The organism is Schnuerera sp. xch1 (assembly GCF_019931165.1).
Lineage (GTDB): Bacteria > Bacillota > Clostridia > Tissierellales > Tepidimicrobiaceae > JAIOUP01.
Genome location: NZ_JAIOUP010000002.1, coordinates 93609 through 112268 on the forward strand (window position 1 = coordinate 93609; position 18660 = coordinate 112268).

At 31.8% G+C, this 18660-nt stretch carries 15 protein-coding genes; all 15 read right to left on the reverse strand.

Annotated elements, in window-relative coordinates:
• Window positions 1–94 precede the first annotated feature (94 nt).
• Complete coding sequence (gene rnr, locus K8M07_RS02780; protein WP_223376365.1) at window positions 95–2206, reverse strand: ribonuclease R; 2112 nt, start codon at window positions 2204–2206, stop codon at window positions 95–97.
• A 49-nt stretch (window positions 2207–2255) separates the two neighbouring features.
• Window positions 2256–3437, reverse strand: coding sequence for a D-alanine--D-alanine ligase family protein (locus K8M07_RS02785; protein WP_223376366.1), 1182 nt, complete (start codon window positions 3435–3437; stop codon window positions 2256–2258).
• Window positions 3438–3452: 15 nt separating this feature from the next.
• Entirely contained in the window at window positions 3453–5102 is a 1650-nt protein-coding gene (locus tag K8M07_RS02790) for a UDP-N-acetylmuramoyl-tripeptide--D-alanyl-D-alanine ligase (RefSeq protein WP_223376367.1), read from the reverse strand.
• A gap of 33 nt (window positions 5103–5135) precedes the next feature.
• The gene (locus K8M07_RS02795; protein ID WP_223376368.1) at window positions 5136–5906 is read right to left on the reverse strand and encodes an alpha/beta fold hydrolase; all 771 of its coding nucleotides are present in this window, start codon (window positions 5904–5906) and stop codon (window positions 5136–5138) included.
• 164 nt (window positions 5907–6070) lie between these two features.
• Window positions 6071–8071 (reverse strand): sodium-translocating pyrophosphatase, encoded by a 2001-nt coding sequence (locus K8M07_RS02800; protein ID WP_223376369.1) that lies wholly within the window; start codon window positions 8069–8071, stop codon window positions 6071–6073.
• A 24-nt stretch (window positions 8072–8095) separates the two neighbouring features.
• Window positions 8096–8323, reverse strand: coding sequence for a preprotein translocase subunit SecG (gene secG, locus K8M07_RS02805; RefSeq protein ID WP_223376370.1), 228 nt, complete (start codon window positions 8321–8323; stop codon window positions 8096–8098).
• A 139-nt stretch (window positions 8324–8462) separates the two neighbouring features.
• The gene (eno, locus tag K8M07_RS02810; RefSeq protein WP_223376371.1) at window positions 8463–9755 is read right to left on the reverse strand and encodes a phosphopyruvate hydratase; all 1293 of its coding nucleotides are present in this window, start codon (window positions 9753–9755) and stop codon (window positions 8463–8465) included.
• 88 nt (window positions 9756–9843) lie between these two features.
• On the reverse strand, window positions 9844–11376 hold the full coding sequence (gene gpmI / locus K8M07_RS02815; protein ID WP_223376372.1) for a 2,3-bisphosphoglycerate-independent phosphoglycerate mutase: 1533 nt from the start codon (window positions 11374–11376) through the stop codon (window positions 9844–9846).
• 15 nt (window positions 11377–11391) lie between these two features.
• Window positions 11392–12138, reverse strand: coding sequence for a triose-phosphate isomerase (gene tpiA / locus K8M07_RS02820; protein ID WP_223376373.1), 747 nt, complete (start codon window positions 12136–12138; stop codon window positions 11392–11394).
• Between the two features lie 12 nt (window positions 12139–12150).
• Window positions 12151–13341: a phosphoglycerate kinase gene (locus K8M07_RS02825; protein WP_223376590.1), complete on the reverse strand. Its 1191-nt coding sequence runs from the start codon at window positions 13339–13341 to the stop codon at window positions 12151–12153.
• Between the two features lie 147 nt (window positions 13342–13488).
• Window positions 13489–14496 (reverse strand): type I glyceraldehyde-3-phosphate dehydrogenase, encoded by a 1008-nt coding sequence (gene gap, locus K8M07_RS02830; protein WP_223376374.1) that lies wholly within the window; start codon window positions 14494–14496, stop codon window positions 13489–13491.
• 43 nt (window positions 14497–14539) lie between these two features.
• Complete coding sequence (locus K8M07_RS02835) at window positions 14540–15574, reverse strand: sugar-binding transcriptional regulator (RefSeq protein WP_223376375.1); 1035 nt, start codon at window positions 15572–15574, stop codon at window positions 14540–14542.
• 247 nt (window positions 15575–15821) lie between these two features.
• Window positions 15822–17156, reverse strand: coding sequence for a TRAP transporter large permease subunit (locus K8M07_RS02840; protein ID WP_223376376.1), 1335 nt, complete (start codon window positions 17154–17156; stop codon window positions 15822–15824).
• 62 nt (window positions 17157–17218) lie between these two features.
• Window positions 17219–18310 (reverse strand): dipeptide epimerase, encoded by a 1092-nt coding sequence (locus K8M07_RS02845; RefSeq protein WP_223376377.1) that lies wholly within the window; start codon window positions 18308–18310, stop codon window positions 17219–17221.
• Window positions 18311–18652, reverse strand: a complete 342-nt coding sequence (locus K8M07_RS02850) for a DUF3870 domain-containing protein (protein ID WP_223376378.1) — start codon at window positions 18650–18652, stop codon at window positions 18311–18313.
• Window positions 18653–18660 lie beyond the last annotated feature (8 nt).

An 18660-nucleotide genomic window follows, 5' to 3' on the forward strand; every position in this document is an offset into this window, starting at 1 on the left:
AATAAATCACCACACTTCTTCTTAAGTCTAAACAAAAGTTTATCAACCTTTTTTATGACTGTCAATAGCTTATTAACTTCACTTAGCCAATTTTCTAATGTACTAGCATAAAATCTATTGTTCTCTTGATTAAATTAGTATCTACTACTCGCACTTTTACAACATCCCCTAACCTATACTTCTTTCCAGTATTCTGGCCAATCATATAATAGTTATCTTCATCAAATTCATAATAATCATCTATCATGTTTTCAAAATGGACTAATCCTTCTATTGTGTTTTCTAACTGTACGTACATTCCATAGTGCATTAATGAAGAAATAATACCCTCATATACATTTCCAACTCTTTCAGACATATATTCTGTCATCTTTAAATCATCTACTTCTCTTTCAGCTTCTTCTGCTATTTTTTCTGTTTTTGAAGTATGATCTGCTACTTTAGGTAATATTGAATCTAGCCTAGCTTGCTCTTTAGAACTCAATCTCCCTTTATTAAAACTCTTAATGATTCTATGAATTTGTAAGTCTGGATATCTTCTAATTGGTGAAGTAAAATGTGTATAGTATTGAGCTGCCAATCCAAAATGAGCATTATGTTCGCTGCTATATCGGGCCTTTTTAAGTGACCTTAACATAATAGTGTTAATCAATGTCTCTTCCTTTTTTCCTTTGACTTCTTTTGTAATCCGTTGCAATTCCTTTGGATGAATTTCTTGACTACCTTTGATCATATAGCCAAAGTTATGAATAATTTTATTAAAGCTATTAATTTTCTCATCATCAGGCTCTTCATGAATCCTAAATAAAAATGGTACTTCAGCCCAATACATTTGCTCAGCTACAGTTTCGTTGCAAACCAACATGAATTCTTCTATCATCCTGTTAGCTATTCTCCTATCTTCCTTTACAATATCTATAGGCTTACCTTTATCATCAAGTATTATCCTAGCTTCTGAAAAATCAAAATCAATACTTCCTCTTCTCTCTCTTCTTTCATTTAAAATATTACATAATTCATTCATCAGCTTTAAGTCGTCAACTATCTTTTCTAATCCCTCGAAAGCTTTATTATCATTTTTTTCTAACAAGTCTGATACTTCATCATAAATTAATCTTGCTTTACTTCTTATAACTCCTTCTACTATTTCATGCTTTATTACATTGCCTTCTGAATCAATCTCCATAAATACTGACATAGTCAATCTGTCTACATTTGGATTCAAACTACAGATCCCATTTGATAATTCCTCTGGTAACATAGGTATTACTCTATCTATTAAATATATACTATTTCCTCTTTTATAAGCCTCTCTGTCTAAAGCAGATTTTTCCTTAACATAATGAGAGACATCTGCTATATGTACTCCCAATCTATAATTATTTTCAACTTTTTCTATAGAAACAGCATCATCAAAATCTTTAGCATCTGGTCCATCTATGGTGAAGGTATTTAAATCTCTTAAATCTACTCTGTTTTTGATTTCCTCTTCACTTATCTCTTCCTCAATTATATTTGCCTGTTGTTTAACCTTTGGCGGAAATTCTTCTGGTAGCTTAAATTGTTTTATTATCGATAATATATCTACACCTTTTTCTCCTACACACCCTAATATATCCACTATTTTGCCTTCTGGATTCCTTCTCTTCTCTGGCCATCTCACTATCTCAACTACTACTTTTTGATTGTTTTTGGCTCCATTAATATGCTCTTTTGGTATAAACACATCATAAGCTATTTTTGTATCATCAGGTATTACGAATCCAAAATTTTTACTACTTTCGTAGGTTCCTACTATAGTATTATTTGCTCTCTCTAATATTCTGATGACTTCTCCTTCATCTCTCCTATCTTTAGATCCCATATTTGTTATCTTTACAACAACTCTATCTTCATGCATTGCACCATTAGTTCCTTCAGCTGGTATAAATATATCTTCCATTCCTCTATCATCAGGAATGAAAAAGGCAAAGCCCCTTTCATTTCCTTGTAACTTTCCTACTACTAGGTTCATTTTCGATACAAGGCCATACCTTTCATTCCTAATCTTTATTATACTTCCTTCTCTTTCCATTTCATTTAATATTTTATAAAATTCTTTTGTCTCTCTTTCTTCTATTCCAAACTGAACAGCTAACTCTTCTTTAAGCATAGGTTTATATAGTTTTTCCTCCATAAAATCAATTATATTAGTTTTTATTCTCATGTTTATTTCCTCCATTCTTTATCTCTTTGTTTATTATTTTGTTATAGCTTTAAACCTTCTCACTTCTAATTTTCATGCTTCCTAAGTTTACCTTATTAAATAAATCTGCTTCATAAGTATACATATTTTTATTTTTATCTTCATGTACCTTTATTGCAATATTAATCATTTCATCTATCAATTTTTTCATAGGATATCCTTTATCTTCCCATAAATAAAATGCTATAGAACCAGGTAGAGTATTTATTTCATTGATATAAATATTTTCTTCTTCATCTATTAAAAAATCTACCCTAGAATTTCCTCTTCCATCAATTACTATAAAGGACTTTATGGCTATTTTTTCTATTTTTTCTCTTATATCATCATTGATATCAGCAGGAATGATTCTACGACTATTCTCTTTTCCTGCTCCTTTAACATTACTTCTTATATATTTATCCTCAAATGTTAGTATTTCTTTCCAGCCCAAAGGTTCTTCACATAGTGACGCTAATACATTATCATCATATCCCAATACAGCACAATTAATTTCCCTTGCATTTTCAACTGCCTTTTCAACAATAATTTTTCTATCATATCTTATAGCTACTTCAATGGCATCAATTAAACTATCTCTATCTTTAGCTTTTGAAATCCCTATGCTGGATCCTAAATTAGCAGGCTTTACAAATAATGGGTATCCAAGATCTTCTTCAATTCTTTTTATTATTTCTTCTTGTTTTTCAAACCATTTATTTCTGTAAAACCATGCGTAATCTACTATTGGCAAATCGTTTGCTTTAAAAACATCCTTCATTATTATCTTATCCATACCTACTGATGAAGCTATTATTCCTCCACCTACATATGGTATATTTATTAGTTCAAATACTCCTTGTATTGTTCCATCTTCTCCATTAACACCATGTATTGTAGGAAATACAATATCTATCTCATCAATTACTTTTCTGGAAAGTAGTCTTGCACTACTTGGATTAAGATATAAGTTATATTCATCAGTATTCAATGATAATAATACAGGCTTTAAATCTACAAGATTATTGTTCTTAAAGTTTTTAAATTCTCTTAAACTATCACCAGTAAACCATTTGCCTTTTTTATCTATATAAATAGGTATCGTATCATATTTCTGCTTATCAATATTTTCTAATACTTGTAACCCTGTTATTACTGAAACGTCATGTTCTACACTACGCCCCCCAAAAACAATAGCCACTTTCTTTTTCATTTTTACCCCTCCTGACTACTCATAATAATTATCGGGCAAATCATTTTCAAATAATATTACATCCTTTGGTCTTGCAATTTTCTCAATTTCTAATTTAGCTTCATCCAAATCATTTACAATAAAAATATTTTTCTCATTATAACCTTCTTTTAATAAACCTTCATAAATAGGTATAGTTATATCTTTACCTACCAAGATAACATAATCACATACCTTAGCAATATTCATCCCAAACTCCTTATTTGCTTCTTTTTCTATTTTACCTAGTTCTACCATTCCTGGAGTTACAATTATTTTTCTGCCTTCTTTAAATTGATCTAGTACTTCTAATGCTGCTTTTGCCCCTATGGGATTAGAATTAAAAGCATCGTCAATTATTATAATTCCAGTACCAGGATCTATTATATTAAGTCTATGAGGTATTGGTTTTACCTTTTTTATACCTCTCTTTATCTCTTCTAAATCTAATCCTAATGCAATAGATATACTAACTGCAGCTAATATGTTATATATATTATGTTTACCCAATAATTTTGTCGTACATTGTATACTTCTCCCATATTTATCTTTGATTGTGAAAGTAGATCCATCTTTTGTAACTTCTATGTCTTCAGCATATATGTCTAATTTATCAAAATCATTCATACCATACAAGATTTTTCTCTTAAAGGTTTTATCTGCTAATTTCCTTAAACATTCATTATCATAGTTGAATATTGCCACTCCATCAGCTGAAAGTTCAGCAATCAACTCATACTTTGTCTTCGCTATATTATCTATATTTTTGAATGTATCAAGATGAGTAGGACCTATAGATGTAACAACTCCTATATCAGGCCTAGTTAACTCTGCTAATTCCTTAATATCCCCTATATTCCTAGCACCCATTTCTGCGATAAATACTTGATACTTGTCATTTAGCTGTTCATTTATTATCTTGCTCAATCCCATTGGAGTATTATAACTCTCTGGAGTATTTAATACCTTATATTTTTGCTTTAATATAGTTGCCGTAATAAATTTAGTACTCGTCTTTCCAAGACTTCCTGTAATTCCTATTACCTGCAAATCTTCTAGAGAATTAATTTTTTCTTGTGCTTTTTCAAAAAAATAATTATTTATGCTATTCTCAATAGGTTTAATTATTATATTGGATATATATATAGAATATGATTGAAAATAATAAAGAACAGTCCCCACAAATAATACTATTGGAAAGTAGACTAAGTCATTATCATAGAGGTTTATATAAATAATAAAAACTGCTACTACTAATATTAAATTCAACATAAAATTGGCTATAAAAAGCCTTTTTGCTCTACTTGTGAATATTAAAGGCTTTTTCTTTTTTTTGTTCTTTGTCTTTAATGTTAGTATCATATGGAATAGCCAAAGTATATTATATAAAATCCACATTAATAACTGAATTCCTTTATTATTTATCAATAAGGCAATAACAATTATATATAATATAGTCATTATAAGTATAAAGGTTGAATTCTTTCTAAGCATTCTTGTATACGCCCTGTTACTTTTCTGCAGCCATCTTATATACTGTTCTTGTTTGTATCCTTCTAATTGCATCATATGCAAAAAGAACTTAGATCTTCTTACAATTAAATATAACAGTACTATTATCAAGAACAAAATCATTAAACTATACAAACCTATTCACCTCCTAATCACTACAGCAGCTAATTATTTATCTTCAGTCAATAAAAAAGCTTTTAGTATCATTGAAAATTCATTGAAATTATCTAAATAAGAATAATGTCCAGCACCTTCAAGAATTACCAACCCACTATCTTGTATCTCCCTTTCCATGATTTTTCCCATATAAAGAGGTGTATCAGTATCCTCATTCCCCCATATTAATAATGTTGGAAATTGTATATCTTTAAGCATTGGTTTTAAATCTTCATTTACTACATTAACAAGTATTTTTCTCATTATACCAGTTGAATCTTTATAATCAGTTGAACCAAACTTCTTATAAAATTTCTCTATCTTCATATTATCTTCTATCCAGAAAAAAATTATTTTATATAAAAATTTAAGTGCTTTAAAAGCATAGACTTTTAAGTAATATTTAAGTCCTCTTTTTGGGATCAATCCTGCACTATCTATCAATACTATTTTTTCTATTATTTCAGGATAATGTGTACTCAATATTATAGATATTTTACCACCAAATGAATGTCCTATTAATATAATTTTATCAATCCCCATGGTGTCAATAAATTTTTTAACAACTCTAGCATAATCTTTTGAGTTAAATGCTTGCTTCGGTTCCTGACTTTGCCCAAAACCTGGTAAATCTAAAGCATATACATTAAAATTATGCTTTAAGAGATTTACTATTGGTAGAATTGTAACCATTCTAGCTCCCCAGCCATGGAGCACTAATACATTTCTACCTTCTCCTACATTTATATAGTTAATTTCCATACCTTCAATCTTAATCTTCATCTGATATCTTCCTTCTATCTTCATAATAAATATTATTAACTATATATATGCGAATATAACACTTTATGTTAATTATTTATTATTACTAGCCGGTTATGTCACACATACCTGTGATATTATAATAAAAAAAGCTCTCCATAGGAGAGCTTTTTTATCAGATTCCATTAAAACAATATTCCACCATAATTTACAAATAATTGTGCAAATATTAATGCAACTATAGTCATTAATTTTATTAAAATGTTTAATGAAGGTCCAGATGTATCTTTGAACGGATCACCTACTGTATCTCCGACTACTGCTGCACCATGAGCTTCGCTGCCTTTTCCTCCATGATGTCCTTCTTCTATATATTTTTTAGCATTATCCCAAGCTCCACCTGCATTTGCCATAAATATAGCCATCAACACTCCAGTAACCAATGAACCTGCTAATAAACCACCCAAAGCTTCTGCTCCTAATAGTAATCCAACTAGTACAGGTGCTACTATTGCCATAACTCCCGGTATAATCATTTCTCTTAAAGCTGCTTTTGTACTTATATCAACACATGTCTTATATTCAGGGGTAGTCTTACCTTCCATTATACCTGGAATATCCCTGAACTGTCTTCTTACTTCTTCAATCATATCATTAGCTGCTTTTCCTACTGCATCCATAGTCATAGCTGCAAATAAGAAAGGCAACATTCCACCTATAAATAATCCTGCAATAACTGTAGGCTCAGTTAAATCTATCCCACTTAGATTTACCGCTTGAGTATAGGATGAAAATAATGCTAAAGCAGTTAATGCAGCTGAACCTATTGCAAATCCTTTACCTACAGCTGCAGTAGTGTTACCAACAGCATCTAATTTATCAGTAATATCTCTTACTCCTTCAGGTAACTCACACATCTCAGCGATACCGCCTGCATTATCAGCTATTGGACCATAAGCATCTACTGCTATAGTCATTCCTGCTGTTGAAAGCATTCCTACTGCTGCTAATGCTATACCGTATAATCCTGAAGTTATATCGTTTATTCCACCAGAAGCATAAAAAGCAACTATAATACCTATAGCTATAACTATTATTGGTCCTCCTGTAGATAACATACCTACAGATAAACCACTAATAATATTGGTACTTGAACCTGTTTCAGATTCATCTGCAATCTTCTTTACTGGTTTATAATCAGCAGATGTATAGTACTCTGTAATTCTTCCTATTATCAATCCAACTAGCAATCCAGCTACAATTGCTATAAAAGGTTTAAGTGAACCTAAAATGCTATTGCTTAATATTGCAGCTCCAACCATTGTAATAATTGAGCTTGCTAAAGTCCCATTGTTAAGTGATTTTTGAGGATCTTTGTCTCCTCTTACAAAGAAAACACCTATTATTGAAGCTATTATTCCTACTGCTGCTAATGCTAATGTAAATTTAACACCTTCATCTCCATGAGCCACTAATCCTAATGTAATTGCAGATATTATGGCTCCTACATACGATTCAAATAAATCAGCTCCCATACCTGCTACGTCACCAACATTATCACCAACATTATCTGCTATTACAGCAGGGTTTCTTGGGTCATCCTCTGGTATTCCTGCTTCAACTTTACCTACTAAATCAGCTCCTACGTCAGCAGCCTTAGTATATATTCCACCACCAACACGAGCAAATAAAGCTATTGATGAAGCTCCTAAACTAAATCCTGTAACAATTGATGGATCTTCGAATACTATGTATAGTATTCCAGCACCCAGTAATCCTAATCCAACAACACTCATTCCCATAACTGCTCCACCAGAAAATGCAACATTTAGCGCTTTGTTCATTCCATCTTCTTTTGCGGAATTAGCTGTTCTAACATTTGCTTTTGTAGCTATTTTCATCCCATTATATCCTGCAAGAATTGAGAATATTGCACCTACTAAAAAAGAAACAGCAGTTTGCCAATCTATAGCAAATATTAAGATGACAAATAGAACAACAACAAATATAGATACTGATCTATATTCTCTCTGCAAGAAAGCCATTGCCCCTTCTTCAATGTATGAAGCTATTTCTTTCATCCTATCATTGCCAGAATTTATATTACTTATATAGTTAGATTTATACATAGCAAAAATTAGAGCTATTATACCGACTACTGGAGCAGCTATTAGTATATAGTCCATTTAAACATACCTCCCTTAAATATTTTAAATTGCTACTAGAATTATTGCAGATATCATAAACACAATTGCTGAAATTGTGGTTATTTTACGAAGTATTTCTTCTTTACTTCTATTCCCTGATTTACTGAAAAAGTTATTATTGTCTCCTCCGCTTATAGCGCCTAATCCTTCTGATTTACTTTCTTGTAATAATACAGCAACAATTAAAGATATACTTGATATTAGAAAAATTATTGAAAATAAAATTGTCATTCTTACACCCCCCATATCTTAAATGGAAATATATATTTTTATTATAGCCATAAACAAGAATATTTTAACATAGTACGTGTATAAAATCAATATAATTAATAATTTCAACAGTAATAAAGAAATAGTAAGGTGCACCTTACTATTTCTTTAAATTATAGAATATATCCTTTCCTTTGTATTCACTAGTAAATCCAAGAAAATCTTCTATTCGTAATAACTGATTATACTTAGATACCCTATCAGTTCTTGATGGTGCTCCTGTTTTTATCTGTCCTGCGTTGGTTGCAACTACTAAGTCAGCTATTGTAGTATCTTCTGTCTCTCCAGATCTATGGGATACTACTGCCGTATATCCATTGACCTTTGCCATTTCTATTGTATTTAGTGTTTCTGTTAAAGTACCTATTTGATTTAGTTTAACTAAAACTGAATTAGATACTCCTAACTCTATTCCTTTTTCTAATCGTTTAGTATTGGTTACAAACAAGTCATCTCCTACTAACTGTATCTTATTCCCTAATCTATCAGTAAGCTTTTTCCAGCCACTCCAATCATCTTCTGATAAGCCATCTTCTATAGAAATAATGGGGTATTTTTCTATTAAGTTTGCATAGTAATCTATCATCTCATCAACTGTTAATTCTCTACCTTCGCTTTCAAGTTTATATACATTTTTTTTCTCATCATAAATTTCTGTAGCAGCTACATCTAAAGCTAAAACTACTTCTTCCCCAGGTTTATAGCCTGCCGTTTCAATAGCTTCTATTATTGTCCTAAGAGCTTCTTCATTACTAGATAGATCTGGTGCAAATCCACCTTCATCACCAACAGCAGTATTTAATCCTTTTCCTTTTAATACAGATTTTAAATTATGGAATATCTCAGCTCCCATTCTCAATGCTTCTCTAAAGTTTAAGGCTCCAACAGGCATTATCATAAATTCTTGAATATCAACATTATTATCAGCATGCTTTCCACCATTTAAAATGTTCATCATTGGTACTGGAAGTACTTTTGCATTTACTCCTCCAATATATTGATAAAGAGGCATTCCCAGTTCATCTGCTGCTGCTTTGGCTACCGCTAATGACACTCCTAATATAGCATTCGCCCCTAATTTCCCTTTATTTTTAGTACCATCTAATTCTATAAGCATATTATCTATACCTAATTGATCATATACATCCATTCCAATAAGTTCTTCTGTGATAATATTGTTAACATTTTCAACTGCTTTTAAAACGCCTTTGCCTAAAAATCTTTCTTTATCTCCATCTCTTAATTCTACAGCTTCAAATGCACCAGTACTGGCTCCTGATGGTACCATAGCTTTACCATAAGCATCTAATTCTGTCCAAACTTCAACTTCAACTGTTGGATTACCTCTAGAATCCAATACTTCTCTAGCATATACATCCGTAATTAAACTCATCCTTATTCCTCCTCTTTTATCAATTAATAATTTCTACAGTCTAACAATCCTTCGCCTTCAGCGAAGGATGACAAGGTATAAATGATTGTTAAAATCTTATAAGACTTTCACCTGTCATTTCATTTGGTTTTTCAAGTCCCATCATGTCTAATAGAGTAGGTGCCAAATCCGCTAATATTCCTTCCTTTAATCTAACATTTTCTTCACCAATTAGTATCAATGGTACCTTATTAATTGTATGGGATGTAACTGGACTACCGTTTTTTTCATCTATCAACATTTCAGCATTGCCATGATCTGCTGTGATCAATGCCTTACCATCTTTCTTTAATAATACATCTATTATTTCACCTAAACAGTCATCCACAGTTTCTACTGCTTTTATTGTCGCATCTATTATACCAGTGTGGCCAACCATATCAGGATTTGCAAAGTTTAAGATTATTAAATCATACTTATCCTGATTCAATTTGCTTAACATCTCATTTTTTACTTCTATAGCACTCATTTCAGGTTTTAAATCATAAGTAGTCACCTTAGGTGAAGGTATTAATATTCTATCTTCATTTTTAAAAGACTCTTCTCTTCCTCCATTGAAGAAAAAAGTCACATGAGCATACTTTTCTGTCTCTGCAATTCTTAACTGATTAAGACCTTGATCACTCACATATTCTCCTAAAGTATTGTTTGGTGTTTCAGTCTTAAATGCAACATGAACATTTTCTATGGTCTTATCATATTCAGTCATAGTTACAAAGAACGTATCTACTTCCTTATCTCTAACAAATCCTGTAAAATTCTCATCTACTATTGCTCTTGTAATCTGTCTTGCTCTATCTGGCCTAAAGTTAAAAAATATTATTGAGTCGTTATTATCAATAGTAGTAACGGGTTTCCCATTTTCAGTTATTACAGTAGGAATTACAAATTCATCATTTACACCATCATCATAGGATTTTTGTACTGTATCTGTTGGCGATTCATTCATATTACCTTTTCCTAGTATCATAGCTTCATATGCTAATTTAACTCTATCCCATCTCTTGTCTCTGTCCATAGCATAGTATCTACCAGACACAGTAGCAATCTTTCCAGCACCAATTTCATCTATTTTCTCTCGAAGCTCTAATATATGTTGTTTCCCAACAGTAGGTGGCACATCTCTTCCGTCTAGAAATACATGAATGTATACATCATTAAATTCCTCTTCTGCACAAAGATCTAACAATGCATATAGATGAGTATTATGGCTATGAACTCCTCCATCAGATACCAATCCCATTAAATGAAGTTTAGAATTATTCTCTTTTGCATTATTAATTGCGCATAAAAATTCGTCTTTCTTAAAAAAATTTCCGTCTTCGATTGATTTAGTTATTTTAGTTAGCTCTTGATATATTATTCTACCAGAACCAATATTCAAATGCCCAACTTCCGAATTACCCATTTGCCCCTCAGGTAGCCCAACAGCCAATCCACTTGCTTTTAATTGAGTATTAGGGTATTCCTTCATGAGTCTATCAAAATTGGGTGTATGTGCCAAATAGATAGCATTACCATCATAATCCTTTCCAATACCCCAACCATCTAATACTATTAGCATTACTGGTTTTTTAGTCATATTTAAATCCTCCATTTAATAGTTTACTATCTTAATGAAATCTTCAGCTCTTAAACTAGCTCCACCTACTAATGCACCATCAATATTATCCTTATTCATTAATTCTCTTATATTGTTTGGCTTTACACTTCCTCCATATTGAATTCTTATAGATTCTTTAATCTCTTCGCCATATTTGTCAGCAATAGTTTTTCTAATAAAGCTACACATCTTATTGGCATCATTACTTGACGCTGTTTTGCCCGTACCTATTGCCCAAATAGGTTCATAAGCTATTATAATATCTTTAACACTTTTTTTATCTATATCTTGTAGGCCTTTTAATATTTGTCTTCCAACTATTTCTTCTTCTCTTCCACTTTCTCTTTCTTCTAATGTTTCTCCTACACATACTATAGGTTTAATATTATTGTTTAGAGCCGATTCAATCTTTTTATTTACAGTTTCATCTATTTCATTGAAATACTTTCTTCTTTCAGAATGTCCAATTATACAATAGTCAACTCCAATCTCCTTTAACATCAACGGAGACACTTCACCAGTAAAAGCTCCTTTATCTTCCCAATGCATATTTTGTGCAGCTAATTTTATGTTTGTTCCCTCTAGGACTTTTTTCACTTCACTTAAACTGGTATATGGAACTGCCACTACTGTTTCTACATTTTCATTTAAATTCTGCTCCTTTATTTCACTTATTAATGTAAGGGATTCAGATATAGTATTGTTCATTTTCCAATTTCCAGCAACTATTGGTACACGCATGTTTATCACTCCTTATTTATCGTCGATAGCGGCAATCCCTGGCAACATCTTGCCTTCAAAGAATTCTAAAGATGCTCCTCCACCAGTTGAAATATGGGTCATTTTTTCAGCATATCCTGCCTTTTCAACAGCTGAAGCACTATCTCCACCACCTACTATTGTAGTTGCTTGAGACTCTGCCATTGATTTAGCTATTGCATCTGTACCTTTCTTAAAGTTCTCCATTTCAAATACTCCCATCGGACCATTCCAGATAACAGTTTTGGCATTTATAATCTCTTCTGAAAATGCTCTTATGCTTTCCCCTCCCATGTCCATCCCCATCATATTCTCAGGGATTTCATTTATGGAAACTGTTTTAAACTCAGTATCATTATCAAATTCTTTAGCCACCACAATATCCACTGGTAATAATAGCTTCACATTTTTTTCTTCCGCTTTTTTGAGTAACTCATTGGCTAAATCTAGCTTATCTTCTTCTACTATAGATGTTCCAATCTCAAGCCCTTGAGCTTTTAAAAAAGTATAGGCCATACCTCCACCTATTATTATGGAATCCACTTTATTGAGTAGATTTTCTATCACTCCAATTTTATCTGAAACTTTTGCTCCTCCTAATATTGCAACAAAAGGTCTTTTGGGGTTTTCCAAAGCTTTACCCATCACATCTATTTCTTTTTCTACTAAGTATCCTACTGCAGATGGTAATTGATCTGAAATACCTACATTTGAAGCATGTGATCTATGGCAAGTACCAAATGCATCATTTATAAATAAGTCTCCTAACGAAGCTAATTCTTTAGCAAAAGTTACTTCATTTTTCTTCTCTTCTTTTCTAAATCTGGTATTTTCTAATAAAACTATGTCTCCATCTTTCATATTTGAAACCATTTTTTCTACCTTTTTGCTAACTATTCTATCATCATTTGTAAATGACACTTCTTTGTTTAATAGTTCTGATAATCTTTTAGCTACTGGTTTTAAACTAAATTTAGGACTGGGTTCCCCCTTTGGTCTCCCAAGATGGGACATTAGAATAACTTTTGCTCCATTTTCAATCAAATACTTTATAGTAGGTAATGAACTGATTATTCTTCTGTCATCAGTAATATTTCTATTGTCATCCATAGGAACATTAAAATCACATCTCACTAATACTCTTTTTCCCTTTACATCTAAGTCTTTCAATGTTTTTTTATTCAACATAATATCACCTCTTATAAAAAGTGTATCATAAATTAGTAGAAATTCACGACATATTTGGGAAGAACGCCACCTCCACTCCAAGATTCGAAGATGCCGTTCTTTATAAATATGTCGTAACCTATCACTAAAGTACGACTCATAATCCTACTTATTTGCAACCTTTGTTACAAGATCCACAACTCTTGCTGAATATCCCCATTCATTATCATACCAAGAAACAACCTTAACCATGTTGTCTATTACCATAGTTGAAAGTCCATCAACTATTGAAGAACGCGAATCTCCTCTATAATCTATAGATACTAATGGTTCTTCTGAAAATCCTAGTATACCTTTCATTTCTCCTTCACTTGCTTCTCTTAATGCTTGGTTTACTTCTTCTGCTGTTGTATTGTTTTCAACTTCAAATACTACGTCTACTATTGAAACTGTTGGAGTTGGAACTCTCATAGCAAATCCATTTATTTTCCCTTTTAACTCTGGAATTACAACAGCTGCTGCTTTAGCCGCTCCAGTCGTTGTTGGAATAATTGATTCTGCTGCTGCCCTTGATCTTCTTAAATCTTTATGTCTTTTATCCAATATTTGCTGGTCATTTGTATATGAATGGACAGTTGTCATTAATGCTTTCTTAACTCCAAATTTGTCTACTATAACCTTTGAAACTGGTGCAAGACAATTTGTAGTACAAGAAGCATTTGAAATAATGTTATGTTTTTTTGGGTCATAATCCTTATCATTAACTCCCATTACTATAGTAATATCTCCATTTTTAGCTGGGGCAGTAAGAATTACTTTCTTAGCTCCTGCATCAATATGTTTTGATAAACCCTCTCTATCTCTAAAAGCTCCTGTAGAATCGATTGCAAGTTCCACTCCTAATTCTTTCCATGGAATCTCTGCTGGGTCCCTATGTGCAATTACTTTTATCTTTTTACCATTAATAACAAACCCATCATCTACTACTTCTATAGTTCCATTAAACTTTCCATAAAGAGAATCATATTTGAATAAATGTGCTAAAGTGTTTAAATCTCCTGATGCATTTAATGCTACTATGTCAAAATCTTCTGTATGATTTTCTTCAAAGTAAATTCTTAATACATCTCTTCCAATTCTACCAAATCCACTTAATCCAACTTTCATAGTCATTAATATTCCTCCTTGTTTTAAAATAAATATTATATATTAAAAGCTACTCTGTAGCTTTATCAACAATTTTTATTATTTTTCTCGCAGCTGCTTCATCTGTTATTATAGTAATATCGTTTCTCAAAGAAGCCACTGCCATTATTGCTTCTGATTTATTTTCTCCACCAGCAACCCCTATAATAGTGTCAATACTATTATATGCTTTTAAATTTATACCTACTGTTAATGATTCATATATGTCATTTCCTTCAATATCAAAATAATGACCAAAGGCTTCTCCAACAGCTCCTTTTTCAATCATTCTTTTTTTCTGTTTCTCAGGCAATTGTCTTCTTTCAGCCATTGTATCTGCTCTTCCTATTCCAAATATTAATATGTTCATCTTATCTATTAGCTCTATTACTTCTTTTATATCTGTAATTTTTAATACTGCTTCCAAGGTTTCTCTGTCTATATTATCAGGCACATGGAGAAGTTTATAACTACCTTGTAATTTTTTCGCCAATTTGGCTGCAATACTATTAGATTGAGTTTCTACATCTTTCCCTAAACCACCTCTCGCAGGTATTACTAATATATTATCTGCAACTTTATTGGCAGGAACTTCTTCAGCAATTTTAGCCATTGTTGTTCCTCCAGTAATCCCTATTATAAAATTATCTTGTATTATTTTCCTTAAATACATGGAAGTAGTTTTTCCCATATCCTTTAGTACTAATCCATTTTTATCGGAATTACCTGGAACTATTATTATATTTTCTATATTTAATACTCTTTTTAATCTTTTCTCTAGTTCAGATATGCCTCTCAATTCTCTTATTATATCTTCTAGATTTTCAATAACTCTTTTCCCTTCTTCTGTTACATACATACCCACGCTTTCAACATTTAATAAGCCCTGTTTTTTTAAAATGTTCACTTCGGTTCGTATTGTTCTTTCTCCAATATTTATTTTATTAGAAAGCCCTCTTCTCCCAATAGGCTGGTTATAATAAATATTTCTTAAAATATTGTACCTTATATCCAGAATATCAAAAATTTCAGGGGCTATCTTCTTTTCAATTTCAATTAAATCCATATAAAAGCACCTCTTAAAATCAATTATTTCTTAGTATATGGAAAAACATAATATTTATATATTGAGGGTCTATTACTGTCCCCAATGTATATTTTTTGTCCCGGAATAGATAAAAAAATATATCATTATCTCCTGCAAGTACATTATAAACTATATGTTTTTAATTTTCAAGGACAATTACGATAGAAATTCCTGTCTTTAATTAAAGACAGGAGTTTCTATCTAACTTTCTATATAACTTTTATTTTTATCCAGCAAGTATTGGCCCAACAAGTGACCATATTATAACCCAGATCCATAGTGCAGCAGCACCTATCCAACATACTTTTAAAACTTCCTTCATATTTGTACAACGTGCAATACCCATTTGCCCAGCAAGATTTGCAGTTGGATAGACAGATCCTGTTATTCTTGTAGCAGCTAATAGAGCAGTAGCCCAAATTTCTATTGGTAAACCAACTGAATTAACTAAGTCTATAAACATTTCGTGTACTAAAGTAATTTCAGCAACAGCAGCCGCTTCTATACCAAACCCTCCAATTAAAGATGCTATTATTAAAACTAAAGCCTTTCCTCCGCCTTCTACCAAATTTGTTAAAAGATTGCCTAATGCTTCAAATCCACCACCGAGATTAATTAAAAAAAACATAACTTCAAAGAAAATAAATATAAAAAACATGTTTACCATTTTCATTGCACCTTCAACGAATGTATCAATTGCAGAATCAATTTCCATTCTACTGCTTATTATAAGTACCGCAGATAGAACTAACATAACAATTATAGCATAATTTGTACCTTGTCCTGTAATAACACCAAAGCCAACTAGTAAAAAGAATGCTAAAAGAAATAAAATAGTTGTACGCTTTTGCTCTTTAGTTATGACCATTTCATTGATATCTATCATCTCATCAGTTATCTCATATGTTTCCACACCTTTTAGCTTTTTTTGAATTCTACCTGCTGAAAACATTGTAGAACCGATCCATACAATACTAAATGGAATAACTGCCCATAACATTAACTCGCCATAGGATAAACCAGTAACTCCCATAGTAGCAAGAGTAACTCCAGTCAATGGACCTACCATTAGCCCAACTTCACCACCAACTCTAAGTAACGATGTAACTGCACTTGGTGTTAATCCAACTGTGGCAACAAGAGGAATTACAACAGGAGCTATGATCGCATTTCCACCTGCTAACGTTCCCAACAGTCCACATATTACAATAGAACTAACTACAACTGCTATCATACCTTTTTTTTCACTATCTACACCAATTCCTTTTACTATCCAGTATACAAGCGTTTGACTAACTTTTGTTTTATTCATTAAGTAACCAAGACCACTTCCAAACATAATTATAATTCCAATTATCGCTAAAAAAGAGCCTAGAGAGTTAGCAAAGATACCAGCTAAACTTGCAATTCCTTGTCCAGTTAGAATTGCTCCTACAATCACACCAACTATTAATCCAGCTAAGTTAGATTTATTTTTAAAGACCATAATAAGATAAGCTAATAATGGTAGTAATGCCAATAATGATGATTCTGATACTAATGCGTATTTTCCTAGTTCCATCTTTATCCCCCCTTAATTTAATAACATATAGCTCTGTACCATTTAATTATACTTTTTATATGTTAATGTCTATAAGTTACACCATGTATCTCTCTGAATCCAAAGCCAGGGTCATCTGTTAATGTAATCCTATAATTCTCAAATATGGCACCTCCATCGATTGGATCTTCTTTACATAATACTGGACCATCCAAATCAATTTTAGTAATTATGCTTTTAGCAGCAGCTAAATGGACAGCCGCAGTAACACTTACCTTAGCTTCTAGCATACATCCTAACATACACTCTATTCCATATACTTCAGCCATAGAACATATCTTTAGTGCATTATGTATACCACCTGTTTTCATTAACTTTATATTAACTAAATCAGCTGCATGCATTTGCATGATAGTCATGGCATCCTTAGGTGAAAAAACGCTTTCATCTGCCATCACAGGAATATTAACATTATCAGTTACCAGTTTTAGTCCTTCAAAATCATGAGCTGGTACAGGTTGCTCTACAAGCTCTATATTCAAACCTGCATCTTCCATCTTTCTTAAAGTGTATATAGCTTCTTTAGCATTCCACCCCTGATTTGCATCTATTCTTAAATCCACGTCATATCCAACAGCATCTCTAATAGCTTTCATACGTTTTAAATCTAGTGTTGAATTTTTACCGACTTTAATCTTAAGTGTTTTATATCCTTGATTTACAGCTTCAACACTATCTTGAGCCATTTCTTCCGGATCATTAACACTTATGGTTATATCAGTTACTATTTCCTTACTATAACCTCCTAGTAACTTATAAACTGGCGCTTTGTATAACTGTCCATACAGATCATAAATGGCTATATCCACTGCTGCTTTAGCACTTGTATTTTTCACAATAGAGTTATCTAATTTTAACATTATTTCTTCTATATTTTCTATATCCATACCAATTAAATGTTTCTTTATATGATCTTCTATTGCACCTATTATAGCCCCCGTTGTATCTCCCGTTATTACTCCCGTTGGTGGTGCTTCTCCATATCCAATATAACCAGTATCGGTTTCAATTCTTACTATGATATCGTCCACGCTATTAACTGTTCTCAAAGCAGTCTTGAAGGGCTTTTTAAGTGGAACAGATATATGTCCAAGCTTTATATCCTTAATTTTCATTTAATACTCCCCTTTACAATAATATTTTGATTTAACTTCTAAATATTTTTTTAATGCATCTTTATAGGCTATTACTATTGCTTTTTGTGAAGAACCAAAATATCTTTTCATTATTTCATTTTCTAGATCTTCATAATATTTATCAAATTTCCTATCCATAAATATACTGACAATAAACTCTCTAGTGGTAAATATTGTTGAAGAACATGAAAGATCAATAACCTTATCAGTTTCAGTATCAATAACAAATCCTATAAAAAATATCTTAAATTGTTCTGTAATAGCATTATCTTTATTGGTTTTGCCGTGTCCAATTACATATACAGTATTTTTATCATACATTTTTACCA